This window comes from Pseudoalteromonas phenolica (genome assembly GCF_044788725.1).
In the GTDB taxonomy this organism is placed as follows: domain Bacteria; phylum Pseudomonadota; class Gammaproteobacteria; order Enterobacterales; family Alteromonadaceae; genus Pseudoalteromonas; species Pseudoalteromonas phenolica_C.
Genome location: NZ_CP173161.1, coordinates 2,378,018 through 2,397,041, shown reverse-complemented (window position 1 = coordinate 2,397,041; position 19,024 = coordinate 2,378,018). Strand labels below are relative to the sequence as shown.

At 41.3% G+C, this 19,024-nt stretch carries 12 protein-coding genes and 12 tRNA genes; all 24 read left to right on the top strand.

Annotated elements, in window-relative coordinates; genetic code table 11:
- Window positions 1-820: 820 nt before the first annotated feature.
- The 24 genes from tolQ to ACH784_RS10835 all read left to right on the top strand — a co-directional run bounded on the left by tolQ (window position 821) and on the right by ACH784_RS10835 (window position 19,015).
- Window positions 821-1,510, top strand: a complete 690-nt coding sequence (gene tolQ / locus ACH784_RS10950; protein ID WP_404390120.1) for a protein TolQ — start codon at window positions 821-823, stop codon at window positions 1,508-1,510.
- A gap of 1 nt (window position 1,511) precedes the next feature.
- The gene (gene tolR / locus ACH784_RS10945) at window positions 1,512-1,937 is read left to right on the top strand and encodes a protein TolR (protein ID WP_404390118.1); all 426 of its coding nucleotides are present in this window, start codon (window positions 1,512-1,514) and stop codon (window positions 1,935-1,937) included.
- Window positions 1,938-1,939: 2 nt separating this feature from the next.
- Window positions 1,940-2,878 (top strand): cell envelope integrity protein TolA, encoded by a 939-nt coding sequence (gene tolA / locus ACH784_RS10940; protein ID WP_404390116.1) that lies wholly within the window; start codon window positions 1,940-1,942, stop codon window positions 2,876-2,878.
- Between the two features lie 8 nt (window positions 2,879-2,886).
- Entirely contained in the window at window positions 2,887-4,245 is a 1,359-nt protein-coding gene (gene tolB, locus ACH784_RS10935; RefSeq protein ID WP_404390114.1) for a Tol-Pal system beta propeller repeat protein TolB, read from the top strand.
- A gap of 38 nt (window positions 4,246-4,283) precedes the next feature.
- Window positions 4,284-4,820 carry a peptidoglycan-associated lipoprotein Pal gene (gene pal / locus ACH784_RS10930; protein ID WP_404390112.1) on the top strand — a complete coding sequence of 179 codons (537 nt, stop codon included), beginning with the start codon at window positions 4,284-4,286 and terminating at the stop codon, window positions 4,818-4,820.
- Window positions 4,821-4,835: 15 nt separating this feature from the next.
- Window positions 4,836-5,585, top strand: a complete 750-nt coding sequence (gene ybgF / locus ACH784_RS10925) for a tol-pal system protein YbgF (protein WP_404390110.1) — start codon at window positions 4,836-4,838, stop codon at window positions 5,583-5,585.
- A 150-nt stretch (window positions 5,586-5,735) separates the two neighbouring features.
- Window positions 5,736-5,811, top strand: a tRNA-Lys gene (locus tag ACH784_RS10920).
- A 24-nt stretch (window positions 5,812-5,835) separates the two neighbouring features.
- Window positions 5,836-5,911, top strand: a tRNA-Lys gene (locus ACH784_RS10915).
- Window positions 5,912-5,939: 28 nt separating this feature from the next.
- Window positions 5,940-6,015: transfer RNA gene (locus ACH784_RS10910), tRNA-Lys, on the top strand.
- A gap of 30 nt (window positions 6,016-6,045) precedes the next feature.
- Window positions 6,046-6,121, top strand: a tRNA-Lys gene (locus tag ACH784_RS10905).
- A gap of 29 nt (window positions 6,122-6,150) precedes the next feature.
- Window positions 6,151-6,226: transfer RNA gene (locus tag ACH784_RS10900), tRNA-Lys, on the top strand.
- 27 nt (window positions 6,227-6,253) lie between these two features.
- A tRNA-Lys gene (locus ACH784_RS10895) sits at window positions 6,254-6,329 on the top strand.
- A 27-nt stretch (window positions 6,330-6,356) separates the two neighbouring features.
- Window positions 6,357-6,432, top strand: a tRNA-Lys gene (locus ACH784_RS10890).
- A 28-nt stretch (window positions 6,433-6,460) separates the two neighbouring features.
- Window positions 6,461-6,536: transfer RNA gene (locus tag ACH784_RS10885), tRNA-Lys, on the top strand.
- Window positions 6,537-6,566: 30 nt separating this feature from the next.
- Window positions 6,567-6,642 (top strand) — tRNA-Lys (locus tag ACH784_RS10880).
- A gap of 29 nt (window positions 6,643-6,671) precedes the next feature.
- Window positions 6,672-6,747: transfer RNA gene (locus ACH784_RS10875), tRNA-Lys, on the top strand.
- Between the two features lie 28 nt (window positions 6,748-6,775).
- Window positions 6,776-6,851: transfer RNA gene (locus ACH784_RS10870), tRNA-Lys, on the top strand.
- A gap of 126 nt (window positions 6,852-6,977) precedes the next feature.
- Window positions 6,978-8,021, top strand: a complete 1,044-nt coding sequence (nadA, locus tag ACH784_RS10865; RefSeq protein WP_138630579.1) for a quinolinate synthase NadA — start codon at window positions 6,978-6,980, stop codon at window positions 8,019-8,021.
- A 101-nt stretch (window positions 8,022-8,122) separates the two neighbouring features.
- A tRNA-Ser gene (locus ACH784_RS10860) sits at window positions 8,123-8,212 on the top strand.
- 204 nt (window positions 8,213-8,416) lie between these two features.
- A complete protein-coding gene (locus tag ACH784_RS10855) occupies window positions 8,417-9,445 on the top strand; it encodes a GGDEF domain-containing protein (RefSeq protein ID WP_404390108.1) in 1,029 nt (342 codons plus the stop codon).
- 204 nt (window positions 9,446-9,649) lie between these two features.
- A complete protein-coding gene (recC, locus tag ACH784_RS10850) occupies window positions 9,650-12,934 on the top strand; it encodes an exodeoxyribonuclease V subunit gamma (protein WP_404390106.1) in 3,285 nt (1,094 codons plus the stop codon).
- Window positions 12,921-16,490, top strand: coding sequence for an exodeoxyribonuclease V subunit beta (recB, locus tag ACH784_RS10845; protein ID WP_404390104.1), 3,570 nt, complete (start codon window positions 12,921-12,923; stop codon window positions 16,488-16,490). Before recC ends, recB begins: the two co-directional genes overlap by 14 nt.
- Window positions 16,490-18,427, top strand: a complete 1,938-nt coding sequence (recD, locus tag ACH784_RS10840) for an exodeoxyribonuclease V subunit alpha (RefSeq protein WP_404390102.1) — start codon at window positions 16,490-16,492, stop codon at window positions 18,425-18,427. Before recB ends, recD begins: the two co-directional genes overlap by 1 nt.
- 75 nt (window positions 18,428-18,502) lie before the next feature.
- Window positions 18,503-19,015: a DUF962 domain-containing protein gene (locus ACH784_RS10835; RefSeq protein ID WP_404390100.1), complete on the top strand. Its 513-nt coding sequence runs from the start codon at window positions 18,503-18,505 to the stop codon at window positions 19,013-19,015.
- The last annotated feature ends 9 nt before the right edge of the window (window positions 19,016-19,024 follow it).

Below are 19,024 nucleotides of genomic sequence, written 5' to 3'. Positions count from 1 at the left end.
AAGTTATCCTTGCCTCAAAATAGATTACGTAATTAAGAGTATTGCTATGAAAGCGTATTTAATAAAAAAAGACAAAAAAAAGCCCGCTAAAAAAGCGGGCAAAACAACAAGTTGAAGGAAGTAATAAGGGAACATCAAGTACATAAGTTTGTACTCGAATAAGCAATAGGACAAATCAGAAATCATATTGCTAAAAACTGTTTCGGTAAGGTGTCTTACTGGAACGAGGGATATAATACGTATTCTTGAAAATCTAATCAAACTAGAAAAACTACACTCTTCGGATTAAAAAAACTAATATCAAAAAGGTTTTTGATTTTGATATTTGTTTTTTAATATCATTAAATCCTGATTAAGTGCATGTATTTATTGTGAAAGTTATATTTTGAACACTTTCTAGTTGATTAGTTTATCTGTTGGAAATTGGTAATACCAATCCATTTTTGAGGCTTTATTCATATTTTTTGAATAAGAAGCTCAATTTATGCAATATCTTTTAATAAATAAGCGCACATTCAGCTTCGCGCTTTTAGGATTGCTAAGTTATTAAAGTGCATTAGTCGATTTGGTTCCAAGCTCGATAAATTTTAAGCTACAGCAGCTATCGAATGTTTGAATAAATAGCGAAATAAAACCAGTAAGTTATTGTCGTTGTTTCTTAATTGTTCGCTTTGTCGTTAAAACGGCTCAATTCGTAGTAATCAGATTGTCAGGGCATAAATGTCTGGGTAAACTAACTGAACCATTGGCTTAAAGCATTGTCGATGATAAAGCTGGTGGCGCTGAATGCCCAAACACAACTATTTAGGAGTATTAAAACGTGGAATCGGGTCTAAATTTCATTGATCTTATATTAAAAGCAAGCTTATTAGTTCAATTGGTGATGTTGACATTAGTGGGTATGTCTATCGCATCTTGGGCAATTATTTTTCAGCGTAAGTCTGTTATTTCTAAAGCGATGCATGATACAAAAAAATTCGAACAAAAATTTTGGTCGGGCATGGAGCTAAGTAAGTTATACAACGAAATTACGGCACGCACTGGTAGTGCTTCAGGGTTAGAAGCTTTATTTGTATCTGGTTTCAAAGAGTTTGCACGCCAGAAAAAAAGTGCAAACCAAACGACAGGGTTAGTCATTGAAGGTACACACCGCTCAATGCGTGTTGCTTTGTCGAGAGAAGTTGAAAAGCTAGAATCAAGCTTATCATTTTTAGCGACCGTGGGTTCAATTAGTCCTTATATCGGCTTATTCGGTACTGTTTGGGGTATTATGAATGCCTTTATTGCACTAGGTGAAGTTAAACAAGCAACATTACAAATGGTTGCTCCGGGCATTGCTGAAGCTCTTATCGCTACTGCAATTGGTTTGTTTGCAGCTATTCCGGCTGTAATGGCATACAACCGTTTTGCAAAGAATGTTGAAAAGCTAGAAAGCCATTACATTAACTTCATGGAAGAATTTGCCAATATCTTACACCGTCAAGCAGCAAGCTCTGTAGAGGCTAAGTAATATGTACGTACGTAAGAAACGACGTCCGGTTGCAGAAATAAACGTAGTACCTTATATCGATGTTATGTTGGTATTACTTATCATCTTTATGGCAACAGCACCGTTAATCACGCATGGTGTAAAAGTTGATCTACCTAAAATGTCTGAATCGGACTTAGTTGAAACCAAAGAAGCGCCGCCTATTATTGCCAGCATAGATGCCGAAGGGCGATATTATGTGAGTGTGGGTACTGATCCAGAAGCGCCCATGGATGCAGTTGAAGTGGCTGCTGTTATCAAGTTAAAGCTTCAACAAAACCCTGATACTCCAGTTTTAATTAAAGGTTCGGGCCGAGTTTCTTACCAAGAAGTTTTGTTGTTAATGGACTTTTTGAAAAATGCAGGTGTGCCTTCAGTTGGTTTAATGACGAAATCGTTTGAGGAATAACAATGGAATCATTAACCAGCGGATTTATAAAATCGTTTGTGCTTCATGTTGCGTTAGGTGGTTTTTTATTTGCCACAGCTAATTTTGAAATGCCAACTCCGACGGTAATGCAAGTTCAACTCAACCCGGTTGTTGAAGAGCAGCAAGAAAAAGTTGTCTCAGCAGTGTCTGTTGATCAAAAATTAGTTGAGCAGAAAATTGCAGAGCTTAAAAAGCAGGAAGATAACAAAAAGCGCGCCGAAGAAAAGCGCATACGCGATCTTGAAAAGCGTGCGGTTCAAGCGAGAAAAGAACGAGAGGCAGAAGCCAGACGTATTAAAAAGCTTGAGCAGCAAAGGTTAGCTAAGATAGAGGAAAAGCGTAAGGCTGAAGCACAAGCTAAACAAGCAAAGAAAATCGAAGAAAAACAAAGAGCGGATGCCGAAAAAGCACGAGCTGAAAAACTAGCAGCTGAAAAGGCTGCCAAAGCAGCTTCGGACAAACGCAAAGCAGAAGAGGATGCTTTACGAAAAGCGGAAGTTGCTCGCAAAAAACGCGAAGCGGAAGAAAAGCGTAGAGCAGAAGAAGCCGAAAAAGCGCGTTTGAAAGCAATTGAAGAACAGCTGCTACAAGAGCAGTTAGCGCAAGAACAAGCCGCTCGAAATAAATTAAGAAAGCAGCAGGTACTAGGTGAAGTAGAAAAATACCAAGCACTAATTTCCCAACGAATTCAGTCAAATTTATTGACCGATGAAGCGATGAGGGGCAAGGAATGTCGTGTAAATATTAGGCTTGCTTTTAATGGCTTAGTAACAAGTGTAAAACCTCTTGGTGGAGATAAATTAGTTTGTGATGCTGCACTTAGAGCTATTCGTTTAGCGGATACCTTACCAGTTTCCAAAGATAAAGATGTGTTTGAACAACTCAAGAACATCAACTTAACAATTAAACCAGAACTATAAGGAAAACTATGCTCAAGCGATTAAAAGTACTACTAGTTTGCTTAGTTTTATCTATCCAAAATTATGCCAATGCGGCGTTAGAGATTGTTATTACTGAAGGGGTAGACAGTGCAAGACCTATTGCCATTGTACCATTCAAATTCGAAGGGGTAGGTGAGTTACCTATGCAGCTCAGCGATGTTATTGCTGCAGACTTAACCCGCAGTGGTAAATTTAAACCACTTTCATTTGCTGACTTGCCTGAAATGCCTTCTACAGATGAAGACATTGACTACGATGCTTGGGTATCTAAAGGCGTTGAAGCTGTATTAGTTGGCTCAATAACACAGCAGCCAGCAGGTCGCTACTTGGTTAAGTATGAACTGATTGATGTGATCAGGGCTCAGATCACTGGCGGCGAAACTCGGATCATGACCAATGGCAAATTAATGAAAAGTCAGGACCATATTCAAGAGTCGCGTCAGTCAATTATTAATGCAGCTGGTTTTAGAAGCTATGCTCATCAAATCAGTGATGTAATTTATGAATCTCTAACAGGCGAGAAAGGTGCTTTTAGAACTAAGATAGCTTATGTCATTGTCCGTGAAGCTGAAGATAAACCTTACCAGCTTGTTGTGGCAGATTATGACGGCTATAACGAGCAGGTTTTACTTCGCTCTAAAGAACCATTGATGTCGCCTGCTTGGTCTCCTGATGGAACTAAGCTTGCCTATGTTACGTTTGAAAATCGCCAGTCTCAAATTGTAATGCAGGACTTATATACGGGTAAACGTGAAATCGTCACGAGTTACCCCGGTATCAATGGTGCGCCGCAATTTTCACCTGACGGTAAAAAACTGCTTATTGTGTTGTCTAAAGACTCTGGTGGTGCAACTGAAGTTTACCTACTAGACTTAGAAACGCGTAAAGAAAAGCGCTTAACTAAACACCGTAGTATAGATACTGAGCCTTCTTGGCACCCGAATGGTAAAGAAATTGTCTATACGTCTGAAAGGGGTGGTAATGCTCAGATATATAAGTTAAATTTACAAACAGGTAGGTCAAAGCGTGTTACCTTTGACGGCGATATGAACCTTGCGGGGTCGATAACACCAGATGGCAAACAATTGGTGATGGTTAATCGTACCCTGGGTAAATACCATATTGCGAAAAAAGAATTAAATTCAGGGCTATTCCAGGTGCTTACACGTACTCGTTTAGACGAGTCACCGAGTATTGCGCCGAATGGCTCTATGATTATGTATAGTACCTTGTACAATAACAAGCAGGTATTAGCTCTGGTATCGATGGACGGCAGATTTAAAGCGCGTCTACCTGTCTCTGATGGACAGGTTAAGGCACCAGCATGGTCACCTTTTTTACAGTAGTTTTACTGGTATAAATTTTTGATATAGGAATATACTCGATGCAACTTAACAAAACCTTAAAAGCTTTATTGGTCGCTTTACCAGTAATGACACTTGCAGCATGTAGCTCATCTTCAAGCGTTGACGAAGGTGCTGCAAATCAAAACAACGGTGCAAATGCATCTCAAACTGGTAACAATGTAGAAGTAAACACATTAACACCAGAGCAAGCTGCAGCAGAGCAACTACAACAAAAATATGAAGCGCTTCGTCAAGAGCAAATCGTATACTTTGATTTTGATAAATCAAGCATCCGTGGCCAGTATGCAGAGTTGCTTCAAGCTCACGCTGATTTCCTAGTGAAAAACCCAAGCGTTAAAGTATTAATCGAAGGTCATGCTGATGAGCGTGGTACGCCTGAGTACAACATTGCACTAGGCGAAAGCCGTGGTAAGTCAGTTGCTAAATACCTACAAAGTCTAGGTGTTTCTGACAGTCAAATCTCTGTAGTGAGCTACGGTGAAGAGAAGCCAATGGTAAAGTCTCGCACTGAAGAAGCTTTTGCTAAAAACCGTCGTGCGGTTTTAGTTTACTAATTTTAAAGAGTGATTATGAAGCCGAAATATATTTTGGCAGCCATAATGATGAGCGGGAGCACCCAAGTTTGGGCTGCTCCCGCTCCTGTATCTGAGGCTGCAAACTCAACATTAACTATTGAGCAGCGTTTAGCACAGCTTGAGAGTATGATGAAAACTCGCAACTTGTTACAAGTTGAGTTACAACAACAGCTAAATTTACTGCAAGATGAAGTATCCCAGGTTCGTGGTGTAACTGAAGAACAAAGTTACAAGCTAGAAAAAGTCCTGCAAAGACAACGAGAGTTGTACCAAGAAATTGAAAACCGTGTGTCTAAAGTTTATGAGCAGTCGAGCTCTACGACTTCTGTAGATGTTGCGGTTGACAGCTCACAAGCGATAAGTAGCGATTTATCTGAAAACGAAGCCTATGATAGAGCTGTTGCATTGATCATGAAAGATAAGCGTTATGATGCTGCAATTCCTGAGCTGCAGAATTTTTTAACGACTTTTCCTAATTCTGTGTACATGCCAAATGCACATTATTGGTTAGGTCAGTTATATTCAATAAAAAATAACGATGCACAAGCACGAATTCATTTTCAAGATGTGGTAAATAATTACCCTAACTCTAATAAGCGTCCAGATGCATTATTAAAGCTTGGTATTATCTTTCAAAAAGAAAACAACTTTGAAAAAGCCAAAGAGTTGTTAAATACTTTAATTAAAGAGTATCCAAGTACCACTGCTGCTAAATTAGCCACAGAGCGTCTTGGGAAGATGTAATGGCATATTATTTTGTCACTATGGTTTAAAATTAGGCGCTTAGACGCAAAAACTGAAAAAAACTACGCATTTCAGTTGCACTCATTTTTTAAATAAGTATTATAAGCGCCCGCAGCAGGCGATTGATTCAAATCACTTGTTGCACTAAGTGGGTCATTAGCTCAGTTGGTAGAGCAGTGGACTTTTAATCCATTGGTCGATGGTTCAAGTCCATCATGACCCACCACTTATTAAGTTTTGATATCCTTGCGGGTCATTAGCTCAGTTGGTAGAGCAGTGGACTTTTAATCCATTGGTCGATGGTTCAAGTCCATCATGACCCACCAATACTTAATTAAGAACAGATATCCGAGCGGGTCATTAGCTCAGTTGGTAGAGCAGTGGACTTTTAATCCATTGGTCGATGGTTCAAGTCCATCATGACCCACCACTTTTTAATAAGTGTCAGATATCCCCGAGCGGGTCATTAGCTCAGTTGGTAGAGCAGTGGACTTTTAATCCATTGGTCGATGGTTCAAGTCCATCATGACCCACCACTTCTTAATTAAACTGATATCGCATGAGCGGGTCATTAGCTCAGTTGGTAGAGCAGTGGACTTTTAATCCATTGGTCGATGGTTCAAGTCCATCATGACCCACCACTACTTAATAAGTCTGATATCCAGAGCGGGTCATTAGCTCAGTTGGTAGAGCAGTGGACTTTTAATCCATTGGTCGATGGTTCAAGTCCATCATGACCCACCACTACTTAATAAGTCTGATATCCAGAGCGGGTCATTAGCTCAGTTGGTAGAGCAGTGGACTTTTAATCCATTGGTCGATGGTTCAAGTCCATCATGACCCACCACTATTTAAAGTATCTGATATCCTCGAGCGGGTCATTAGCTCAGTTGGTAGAGCAGTGGACTTTTAATCCATTGGTCGATGGTTCAAGTCCATCATGACCCACCACTTTCTTTTAAGTGTCGAGATCCCTAGAGCGGGTCATTAGCTCAGTTGGTAGAGCAGTGGACTTTTAATCCATTGGTCGATGGTTCAAGTCCATCATGACCCACCACTTACTTTAAATATCGATATCCTTTGAGCGGGTCATTAGCTCAGTTGGTAGAGCAGTGGACTTTTAATCCATTGGTCGATGGTTCAAGTCCATCATGACCCACCATCTCAAAATTCTTCATCCCTATCTGTATGGGTCATTAGCTCAGTTGGTAGAGCAGTGGACTTTTAATCCATTGGTCGATGGTTCAAGTCCATCATGACCCACCATACACTTAATCTCTTTAATTCATTAAACTTTAATAATCCCTTACTATTCTCGTCACAGACTAGGATTCTGCTCAGCAATTACGTATAATTCGCATCAATTTTGCAATGTGCACTGATGGTCGAGAAATGAGTTTAGCAGAACAAATCATGCCAGAGGATTACATCTTTCCTCCAAAGCCGGCGCCACTTAACGACGCCGAAAAAGCTGAATATAAAGCACGTATTAAACAACTTCTAATTGATAAAAATGCCGTATTAGTTGCGCATTATTATACTGATCCTGAGATCCAAGCATTAGCTGAAGAAACGGGCGGCTGTGTTGCTGATTCTTTAGAAATGGCACGTTTTGGTGCAAATCAAGAAGATAAAGACATCATCATTGTAGCGGGTGTTCGTTTCATGGGCGAAACGGCCAAGATCTTAACGCCAAACAAAACCGTGGTTATGCCAACACTTGCCGCAACTTGCTCTCTCGATGTGGGTTGTCCAATTGATGAGTTCTCAAAGTTTTGTGATCAACACCCTGATCGAAAAGTTGTGGTTTACGCGAATACATCAACAGCCGTAAAAGCTCGTGCAGATTGGATCGTAACGTCTTCTTGTGCTTTAGAAATTGTTGAACACTTAGACTCTGAAGGTGAAAAAATCATTTGGGGTCCTGACAAGCATTTAGGTTCTTACATTCAGAAGAAAACAGGTGCTGACATGATCATGTGGAATGGCGCATGTATCGTTCACGATGAATTTAAAACTAAAGCGCTAAAAGATATGAAGGCGCTTCACCCTGATGCAGCTGTGCTAGTCCACCCTGAATCACCGGCTGAAATCGTAGACCTTGCTGATGCAGTAGGTTCAACAAGCCAGCTAATTAAAGCAGCACAAGAGATGGATAACCAAAAATTCATCGTTGCAACTGATCGCGGTATTTTCTACAAAATGCAGCAATTATGTCCTGAGAAAGAGTTCTTTGAGGCGCCAACAGCTGGTGAAGGTGCAACGTGTAAGAGCTGTGCTCACTGTCCTTGGATGGCAATGAATGGCCTAAAAGCGATTGAAGAAGCACTTGTTAGCCCTGAGGGTAAAGAAGTGTTTGTTGATATGGACTTACGTGAAGGTGCGCTTCGCTCTCTAAATCGTATGTTAGATTTTTCTTCAAACCTGAAGAAGTAATCAAATTTGCCGATATGTTAAGCAGTTAGCTCAGCATATTGGCAAAAAAGCTTGCTTAAGTGTGGTGGTTTACTTAGTATTACCTCGCGCTTAGGCGCAGTGGAGAGGTGGCTGAGTGGCTGAAGGCGCACGACTGGAACTCGTGTATAGGCTAACCCCTATCGAGGGTTCGAATCCCTCCCTCTCCGCCATTTCTTATGTTTCTAAACGCTCTCACACTTTATAATTTCTGATTTTAAAATCACGCTACAAATTCTTTATTCCTATCTCATCCGCTTTCGATTAGAATGGTATCCCATCTATTTAATTTAACTTAAATGTACTGCAGTGTCTTATCACTAACCAGTTGAAGAATTTAGGTTGTTTCTACTAGTCGATAACCGATTGGACGTATTATGCAAGAAGAGTTACTGAACTCCGTTATAAAAATCACTAAAACACGAGACGTAGATTCCCTTGAATATAGCTTAATTTCTACTATTCAAGAATTTATAGGCTGTGAAGAAGTCGGTATTTATAAAGACTTACAAGTTCAGGGACAATTGGTTATTGAACGTAGCTTATGTTTAAAAGTACTTCCTCATGAAGATTTTCTTTGGGAAGATAGAGACGTTGTAAAAGAGCCACCTTCAGAGCTGGTCTCATGCTTGCAATCAGCATGTATCATTACAGTGCAATCAGCTGATGGTACAGAGCGTCGTTGGTTGCCTATCACTCTACAAGAAAAGCCAATTGGCGCTATTGCGATTGTCAGCAAAGGGTTGAGTAGTTCAGATCAGGTATTATTGAATGCTTTTTGTCGTATTTTTGAAAACTACCTGAGTATTTTGCACGAAAATGAACGTGATAAGTTAACAGGTTTATTAAATCGTCAAACGTTTGAGAAAAAACTTAAGCAACTTCTAGAAAAGCAACTAATAGACCATCACAAGTCAGCTTATCCAAATGATAGTCGTAAGCGCACTATGGGCGCAACATCATGGTTGGCAATGGTTGATATCGATCACTTCAAAAAGATCAATGACAGCTATGGTCATGTGTGTGGTGATGAAGTGCTATTGCTACTTGCGCAGAAAATGCGTCAGTACTTTCGCTCTAGTGATCTGATATTCCGTTTTGGAGGCGAAGAATTCGTTTTAGTGTTTGAGCCATGTGATCATGACTCTATTAAAGCAAAAATAGAAAAGTTCATGGAGCTTATTCGTAGCACGCATTTCCCATTTGTAAAAACCATGTCGGTAAGTATTGGCATGTCACGTATTAGCCCTTATGACTTTCCTATTACAGTGTTAGAGCAGGCTGATAAAGCATTGTATTATGCAAAAGAAAATGGTCGAGATCAGTTGTGTTTTTACGAGCAATTGATTGAGCAGCAGCTAATTGCTCAACAAAATGATGAAAATAACGACATCGACCTTTTCTAGTTAAGTATTCTTTTTTCTTAAGCGCAGTGCGTACCACTGCGCTTTTACCCTCTTTTCATAACCTTTCACTTTGCATCATAAAGTTTTCAACATAGCTTTGCAGTTTATTGGCTATATATTGTTTTTATTAAATAAATTACACTACAAACAGTAATTTTTTACGTCCTGTAATTAACATGCATTGGAACGCAGAGGCTTGTCATCATGTTACATATCATTCAGTCAAATCGCATGGAGGCGTTACAAGCGCAGCTCCATAAAGTATTAGACACCGCGCCTTTAGACAGTATTTTTAGTAAAGAAATTATTCTTGTTCAGTCTCCGGGTATGTCGCAGTGGCTAAAGCTAGGTGTAAGCCAGCATTCAGGTTTGGCAGCGCAACTTGATTTTCCATTGCCTTCCAGCTTTATTTGGCAACTGTATCAAACCTTCCTACCACAAGTACCAAAAGAGTCGCCTTTTAATAAAGCGAACTTAACTTGGAAGCTGATGACTCTGTTGCCTGAGCAACTCGTATTACCTGTATATGAGCCCTTAAAGCGCTATTTAGAAGATGATGAAGCGGGCAAAAAGCGTTTTGCTTTATGTGAAAAAATTGCGGACGTATTCGACCAATATTTAATGTATCGTCCTGAGTGGTTAGACACATGGGAGTCGGGCATGGATGAATTGCCTGATGTGGATGTGTCTATTGCCCCTTGGCAGCCCGATTTATGGCGAAAGCTTGTTTCTTTAACTGAAGATTTAGGACAAAGCCCTTATCATCGTGCCAACATGCATGGCATGTTGCTCGAAGCCCTAGCTGAAGCCTCTGCTGAGCAGTTACCCCAAAGAATAAGCTTATTTGGTCTGTCCGCGATTCCAAGTAGTCAGCTTGAGATTTTCCAAGCGCTAGCGCAGAAAACCAATGTGTTGCTGTTCTTGTTTAATCCGAGTGAGCATTACTGGGGCGATGTGGTTGACGAAAAAACACAGGCTAAAATTGCCGCTAAATTTGTAAAATATCCAGAGCTTGAAGCGCAATCAGGAGAATATTTCCAAATCGGCAATCCTCTTTTATCGGCATGGGGTAAGTTAGGTCGTGATTACTTTGAACAGCTGCTGCAATTGGACGCCTCATGGATAGACGGGTTTGTCGAAGATTTTAGCGATAACTTACTGGGCAAAGTACAAAAAGAAATTTTCGATTTATCGTTTAAAGGCGAAACCCTAGTCGAAGACACACGGTGGTTTATAAACCAAGAGGGTCAATTATCCATCGAAGAAGATGATAACTCTATTGTGTTTCAAGACTGTCATACGCCACTTCGTGAAATTGAACGCTTACACGACCATATATTAACTTTGATGCACGAAGATCCAAGCCTTACCCCGAAAGACTTTATAGTTATGATGCCGGACGTGGCGAAATACAGTCCTTATATTGAAGCAGTATTTGGCGGCGCAACCGCAGAGCGCTATATACCTTACTCGTTGGCAGATTTAGCCATTGATCAAGAAAAGCCCGTGATCAATTCATTCTTGTCTTTGGTCGATTTACCTTTCAGCCGTTTTGGCGTATCGGATATCCTAGACTTATTCGCTGTAGACCCTATCGCAAAGCAATACCAGTGTAGTGAAGATGAATTTGAGCAGTTCAGATTTTGGCTTGAAGAAGTTGGAGTACGCTGGGGCATTAACGCAGAGCATAAAGCCGAGCATGAACTACCTAAAATGCAGCTTAATACCTGGCAACAGGGCTTAAATCGTTTATTGCTTGGCATTGCTATGAGCGATGAGTCTTTGGCATTCGAAGGCATTTTCCCAAGCGATCAAGTTGAGGGCATGGCCACTGAGTCGCTCAGTAAACTGATTCACTTTATTGATGACTTAATTAGCCACAAAAATATTTTGAGTGAACATAACCCACTTGATGTCAAAGCCGAACAGCTCAAATCACTGATAAAAACGTTTTATCATCCAGATTCAGATCAAAGCTGGGATCTGCAAGTGCTCAATAAAGTGATTGATACTTTACAGACCCACTTTGACAATAAAGACATGATTGAAGCGGTAAGCCCCGAAATTATCAGTTATTGGGTCAAGCAAGGGGTTGCACAGAAAGGGGTAGGGCAACGTTTTCTTGTGGGGGCTGTTAACTTCTGTACACTAATGCCAATGCGAGCTGTGCCGTTCAAAGTCGTTTGTCTACTTGGTTTGAACGATGGGGACTATCCGCGCAGTGTGCAACCGATAGGCTTTGACCTTGTATCGCAAAGTCAGCGTAAAAAAGGTGACCGTTCACGTAAACTCGATGACAGGTATCTATTTTTAGAAGCATTATTGAGTGCGCGAAAACAACTCTTACTCAGTTACGTAGGCCGTTCATGCTACAACAACGAGCCGCAAGTACCGTCAATTTTGGTCAGTGAACTTATTGACTACATTGACCGTTGTTTTTACATCGAAGGCAAAGGGGGGAAACCTTCTACGCACCTATTAAACCAAGCCACACTGCAGCCATTCTCTACGTTAAATTATATTGAGAGCGATAAGCAAAGCTTTAATCCCACTTGGTTGATTACAAAGGCTACTAATGAGCCTTCGAACATTGAAAACAACACAAGCTTTAGTGAAGGCCTACCAAATCCGTTTGATACAGCTGAGCATGAGCTAGATATCAATCAGTTGATCCGAGCCGTTTTAAACCCGCAAGCAGCGTTTTATCAGCAACGTGTGGGTGTGCGCTTATACAATGCGGAAGAAATAATTGACGACGATGAACCATTTGCTCTCGATGCCTTGTCTCGTTATCAATATCTAGATGAATTACTGACAGATTCTCTGAATGAGAGCGAAAAAGCCCCCGAGCAACTTTTACAACGAGGCGACTTGCCACAAGCCGAAGTAGGTAAAGTGCAACTTAGCCAATTACAGCAAAGGATCACCCCCCTAGCTGAGCGTTTAAAAACAACCCTCACATCACCATCAGAGCCAGTTGAAATTGATATCGACTGTGGTGTAATACAACTACAAGGGTGGCTCGATAAACTCTTTGAATCACAACAAATCTTTTATCGTCCAGCAAGTATTAAGGCCAAAGATAAAGTTAGAGCGTTTATTTACCACTGCGCAGCGAATTGTATGGGGCAATCGGTCACGACTTCTGTTTATGGTTTAGACGAGCAAGTTAGCTTTGCGCCGTTAGATGCAGAAGACGCAAAAACCCAGCTACAGAAATGGGTCAATTTTTACATTTCGCTTATGAGCAGTCCGCAACCTTTCTTTGTTGCATCTAGCTATGAATATGCGCTCACTGAAGACATCAATAAAGCGGCCAATAAATTTAACGGTGGCCAATATATCGGCATGGGCGACAGCGAAAACCCTTATGTGGCGCTCGACTTTAAAAACCTGTTTGATTTTGAAGCTGAGTTTATTCGCTTAAGTAAATCGTTATTTGGCGAATTGATTGACCTTGCGAGGGAAGAAAAATATGCAAATGCTTGATCCAACAGTCATGCCTTTGGTTGGGCAAAACCTAATTGAAGCCAGTGCGGGGACGGGTAAAACCTATACCATTACGGGCTTGTATTTACGTTGCTTACTAGGTTTGACCTTACCTGAGCAAGAGAATACGCCATTAAATGTTGAGCAAATCTTAGTGGTAACCTTCACTGATGCAGCAACGGCTGAGATCAGAGACCGAGTTAGGAAACGCATTGTCGAAGCGCGTGATGTGTTACTCGGCAAAGCGTCAAAAGACGACCTCATTCTGCGAGTGTTAAAAGACGTCAAAGACAAAAAACAGGCTTTTACGTTACTCGATGCTGCGGCCAAATCAATGGATGAAGCTGCAATTTATACCATTCATGGTTTCTGCCAGAAAATGTTGAAACAGCATGCCTTTGAATCGAACATGGGTTTTAACCAAACGTTTGTACTCGACAGTGCAGATTTAATCGACCAAGCAGTAAAAGACTACTGGCGCAGTTTTATTTACCCGCTCGATACCGATACCACTCAGACTATTTTAGAGCATGTGCCAAACCCGCAATCTCTTAATAGTAAAGTAAGTAAACTGCTGAGTAAGGGCAATATCAACATAACACCAAGTTATGACTTAGATGATGTACTGGCCACTAAAGCGCAATACCAGCAACAAGCACAAACATTTAAAAGCTCGTTGTTAGCAAGCGACTTCTTTACCGCGTTAGATAATTCGGGCCTAGCTAAAAATAAAGCGCCAGGGCGAGTAGCCAATATTGCAGCTTTGATTGACTACTGCCAATCGGATAACTGGTTTTTTGAATTTGGCTCGGCGAAGCACTCATTCAACTTGTGGAGTGAAGAAACGCTGTCAGACAGTCAGTATTACAAGAAAGGGCAAGCGCCGATGTCGCATCCCTTGCTTAAATCGTTTTCTGAGATGTTTGCACTACACCAAAAGTTACAAGAAGGGTTACCACTGGCCATAGTGCAACAAGCGGCGAAACAAGTTGCAGTCTTACTAGAAAAACAAAAACGTAAGCAGGGCGTTTTAACGCCTGATGATTTGCTTACTCAATTGCATGCTGCACTCACTGCTGAACAAGGCGAGGTTTTAGCTGAGAAAATTGCCACGCTTTTCCCAATGGCGATGATCGATGAATTCCAAGATACCGATCCCATTCAATATGGTATTTTTCAATCGATTTACGGCAAGCGTGAAGCGACTACATTGACCATGATAGGCGATCCAAAGCAAGCGATTTATGGGTTTAGGGGCGCAGATATTTTCACCTATATTCATGCCAAAAAGCAGGTGCAAGACACACATCAATATACCCTTGCGACTAATTTCCGCTCAGCAAAAGGCGTGGTCGATGCAGTTAACAGTATTTTCAAGCAAAACGAGAATAGCTTTATCTATAACAAAGACATTCCGTTTGAAGCCGTTGCTGCAAATGGCAAAAAGCCCGGCGAAGGCTTTGAACTAAGTAATGAGCCTGCAGCACCATTGTGTTTTAGCGTTTTAAAAGATACCTCTGAGGTCACCAGTAAAGGCGTGGCACATCCAGCGCTTGCTGAGCTTTACGCCAGTAAAACCGCAACGCTTTTGAACCAAGCACAGCAAGGTACAGTAACAATAGCAGGATTACCTGTGGCGGCAGGAGATATTTGCTTCTTAGTACGAGATAGAAATGAAGCGGCTTTGATAAAACGTGCTTTAACCAATAAAGGCATCGACAGTGTGTATCTTGCCAGAGAAAGTGTTTTCCAGCAGCCAGTTAGCCAAGCCTTGATGCAATTTTTGATGGTGCTGCATGGCCCCTACGACGAAGCTCTGCTTAGAGGTGTTTTGGCCAGTGATTTATTTGGCCTGAATTACCAGCAAATTTTTGCATTGCAAAACGAGACAGACAGCCTTCAAGCAGCTCAAAATAATAAAGCGCATAAAACGTGGCAGGAGTACTTGTTACAGTTTTCTAAGCTAAAAGCCTTGTGGTACAAAAAGGGCGTGATGGCGATGCTTGAGCAATTGTTGGTTGAGAATGATCTACCCTTGCTTTGGCAACAAAAAGGTCTTCATGTAGAGCGTTGGTTAACGGATTATCGCCACCTTGCAGAGCTCTTACAGCATAAGCAAATTGAACTCGAAGGCACGCAGCGGGTTTTGCGTTGGTATGAAAAGCAATACACTGAGTCGTTAAGCGATACCGCACAAGTACGCTTAGAAAGCGACGAGAACCTAGTTAAAATCATCACCATGCACGCCTCAAAAGGGTTGGAATATCCAATTGTTTATTTGCCGTTTGCTAGCGGCTATCGTGAAGCGAGCGAAGCGATTTATCATAAAGACGACACGCTGGTATATGACTTATCAAAATCAGAAGACGCCATGCAACTTGCTGAAAAAGAGCGTTTAGCTGAAGACATTCGACTGTTGTATGTTGCATTGACACGCGCTGTACACCACTGTGATGTAGGCATGTATAACTTAGCCGAAGGGCGAAGCAAAAAGCCGGGTATCACTCGAACGGCACTGGGTTACGTGCTTTTTGCTCCAGATTTGATGACCTCTGCAGAGCAATGGCACGTGCGACTTGATGCACTTTGTACAAGTGATGCGAACTTACAGGTCGCCTATTTTGATATTAATGCTTTGCCAAGCGAAAGTTACACACCGACTCAACAAGCGCAGACAATTGATTGTGCTGTAAAAGCAGTGTCAGCGAATATTGAACGCGATTGGCGAGCAACCAGCTTCAGCCAGTTAACCTATCATCAAGATCATGATGACAGACCATTAGGGGCAATTGATGAAAATCACTTGCTCGACCTGCCATTGGCAGAAAGCCAAGAAACCCTAGATGCCTACACCTTTCCAAAGGGTGCAAAAGCGGGTAGCTGTTTACACGAAATTTTTGAATTAATTGATTTTAGCGAGCCAGAAACGCCGCAAGCACCAAACCTGACACTAGAAGAAGCAGTAAAACAGACGTTGGATAAATTCGGTTTTGAAGATAAATGGCAAGCACCGGTTAAGCATTGGGTGTCAGCGTGTCTGGCATGTAAACTTGATAGTAATTTAGCACTTAAAGACATAACGCCTGCGCAGCGTTTAGTGGAGATGGAGTTTAATTTACCTCTTGCGCCATTAGATCAAATGACGCTGAATAATATTGTTTCAAACATCACTCAGCATCCAAGTAGCCTTAAATTTGATAATGTCAAAGGGCTACTTAAAGGCTTTATAGATTTAATCTTCGAGCATCAAGGCAAGTATTATATTCTTGATTACAAGTCGAACTATTTAGGCGGTGCACCGAGCGACTATGCCAGCGATAACCTAGTGCAAGCCATGAACGCACATCAATATCATCTGCAATATATGATTTATACCGTGGCATTACATCGCCTACTTAAAGCTCGCTTACCTAACTATGAGCCAGAGCACCATTTAGGTGGCGTCTATTATGTTTTCTTACGCGCCATGGGTGACGGAGAAGGGGTGTTCTTTAAACAGCTATCTCTCAGTGAACTTGAACAGTTAGATGCCTTATTTTTACAAGGAGTAGCATAATGGAACAAACCGACTTATTTGCTCAACCCGCATTCACAGAGCCTTTTGATCATCAAAGCTTTATTGCGCTTTTAATCGAGCAAGAAAAACTGCTTCACAGTGATATCGCGCTGGCGAAATTACTCAATGCGTCCAAAATTGATGACGCATTTTATTTAATCTTGTTGTTGCTAAGAGCGCAAAGACAGCAACACAGCTGCTTGGAGTTAGAGCAGATTGACTGGCAAAACCCATTTTCGTTACCAGTAAAATTACAAGGCGAAAATGTGTTAACCGCGCCTTGGTCTGAAGACCAACAAGCTGCGATAAAAGCGTTAGCGTCACACGCAGCTGTGGGTGACGATAAACCAATGAGGTTATTGAATAATAACTTATATTTAGCCCGTTACTTCGACTACGAAGCAAGCCTTGCTGAAGCTTTCCAAGCGTTGAGCAACAATAAAGTGACCTTGAACCTGGACACACTGACTGAATTACTCAATCACTTCTTTGATGATCAAGATGACATTGATTGGCAAAAAGTGGCGTGTGCGATGGCTGCATTAAATCGCTTTTGTGTGATCACCGGGGGCCCGGGTACAGGTAAAACCACCACTGTTACTAAGTTGTTGGCAATTTTACAGTCGCTGTATCGCAGTGCACCACTGAGTATTAAACTGGTAGCGCCAACTGGTAAAGCTGCTGCGCGCTTAACAGAGTCTATGATAGGCGCGAAGAAAAAGTTAATTGAAAGCGGCATGATAGATGGCGAGTTATTTGATTTGTTGCCAGAGCAAGCGCAAACCATACATCGATTACTGGGGGTCGTGCCACATACTCATCACTTTAGGCATAACGAGCACAACCCGCTGCACTTAGACTTATTGATTGTCGATGAAGCGTCGATGATAGATTTACCCTTGTTAAGTAAATTAGTCAAAGCGTTACCATCTCATGCTCGTTTAGTCTTACTTGGTGACAAAGACCAATTGGCCTCAGTCGATACCGGTAATGTGCTAGGGGATTTATGTGAGCATCTAAAGTTGGGCGAACAGCCCCATTACTCACAAAACTGTGTAAACGCACTTAATCAAATTTGTTTTAATAATGCGACAAAATTGCACGAAAAACCGAGTCATTTTTTGCTTTGCGACAACATCGCATTTTTACAGCAGAGCCATAGATTTAATGCCCAAAGTGGTATTGGTCAATTGGCACAAGCGGTGAACAATAACGATCAGAGGCATTTACAGCAGACAATTCAGCATGGCTTTGAAGATTTAGAATTGTATGACTTCAGTAATGATGCCTATCACGCGTTAATCGACAGAGCGGCAGGGCATTATCAAAACTACTTACGCCTTATTCAAAGTAAAACAGTTTTGAATGCCGAAGATGTGCAAGCAGTGCATCATGCTTTTAGCCAGTATCAGTTACTTGCAGCAGTGAAAGAAGGCCCTTACGGAGTAAATGCACTGAACCAACGTATTGAGCAGAGACTGCATCAAAGTGGTTTAATTGATTTAACCCAGCGCCAATATGCGGGTCTGCCAATTATGATCACCCAAAACGACTATCAGCTTAATTTATTTAATGGTGATATTGGTATTTTAGTCAATTATCAATCGAATAGTTCAGTATCGGCGAGTTTAAAAGCCGTGTTTGTAGATGAGCAAGGTCATGTTCGGGACTTCTACCCGAATAGACTACCTAGGCACGAGAAAGTGTACGCCATGACCATACACAAATCTCAGGGCTCTGAATTTGCGCATACTGCCATGTTGTTGCCGCCCATGCAAAGGGCACATTCAGGGATTAACAGACAGCTGGTTTATACTGGGATCACGCGAGCAAAACAAAAGTTTGAGCTGGTGGCACAAATGTCGGTATTAACTCTTTCAATGTCTAGACAGTTGCAACGTTGTTCAGGTTTAAGGCAAAGATTGCAGACAAGTTAGCCCTTTAAATTGACAATGGGGTGAAAAGTGTGGTTTTAATTTAGTGTTATAACTCTATTTATAAGTAGAACTAAAATGAAAAAATTAGACCTACACTTAATCAAATATGCGCTCTACCATCGTGATGAGCGCAATATTTTAACCCACTTTGTGGGCGTGCCGCTGATTGTATTTGCGGTAATAGGCCTACTGTATTTTCCTCTAATGTCACTCAACAGTCTTCTGATCACCCCAGCATTGCTTATTGCGATACTCGCTATGCTGTTTTACTTAGCCCTAGATATTAAATTAGGCCTACTCATGAGTGGCCTATATTTATTAGGGCTTTGGGGGGTAGACAGTATATTTGAAAGCATGAATGCGCAGACAGCGAGTTTCTATGGGTTATTTGCTGGGATGTTCGTTGTAGGTTGGATAATTCAATTTATCGGGCACTATTATGAAGGCAAAAAGCCAGCATTTGTTGATGATTTAATTGGTTTATTAGTAGGGCCGTTATTCGTCGTGGTTGAGCTGTTATTTAAACTTGGCCTACTTAAAAACTTAGAAGCCCGCATAATCGAACATGCAGGCCCCTATAGAAATTAGCGCTTTGAT

Bases quoted from the DNA above. Each gene is read 5' to 3' on its own strand.
- tolR (WP_404390118.1), top strand. From the start codon at position 1,512: ATGTACGTACGTAAGAAACGACGTCCGGTTGCAGAAATAAACGTAGTA.
- tolA (WP_404390116.1), top strand. From the start codon at position 1,940: ATGGAATCATTAACCAGCGGATTTATAAAATCGTTTGTGCTTCATGTT.
- tolB (WP_404390114.1), top strand. From the start codon at position 2,887: ATGCTCAAGCGATTAAAAGTACTACTAGTTTGCTTAGTTTTATCTATC.
- pal (WP_404390112.1), top strand. From the start codon at position 4,284: ATGCAACTTAACAAAACCTTAAAAGCTTTATTGGTCGCTTTACCAGTA.
- ybgF (WP_404390110.1), top strand. From the start codon at position 4,836: ATGAAGCCGAAATATATTTTGGCAGCCATAATGATGAGCGGGAGCACC.
- nadA (WP_138630579.1), top strand. From the start codon at position 6,978: ATGAGTTTAGCAGAACAAATCATGCCAGAGGATTACATCTTTCCTCCA.
- ACH784_RS10855 (WP_404390108.1), top strand. From the start codon at position 8,417: ATGCAAGAAGAGTTACTGAACTCCGTTATAAAAATCACTAAAACACGA.
- recC (WP_404390106.1), top strand. From the start codon at position 9,650: ATGTTACATATCATTCAGTCAAATCGCATGGAGGCGTTACAAGCGCAG.
- recB (WP_404390104.1), top strand. From the start codon at position 12,921: ATGCAAATGCTTGATCCAACAGTCATGCCTTTGGTTGGGCAAAACCTA.
- recD (WP_404390102.1), top strand. From the start codon at position 16,490: ATGGAACAAACCGACTTATTTGCTCAACCCGCATTCACAGAGCCTTTT.
- ACH784_RS10835 (WP_404390100.1), top strand. From the start codon at position 18,503: ATGAAAAAATTAGACCTACACTTAATCAAATATGCGCTCTACCATCGT.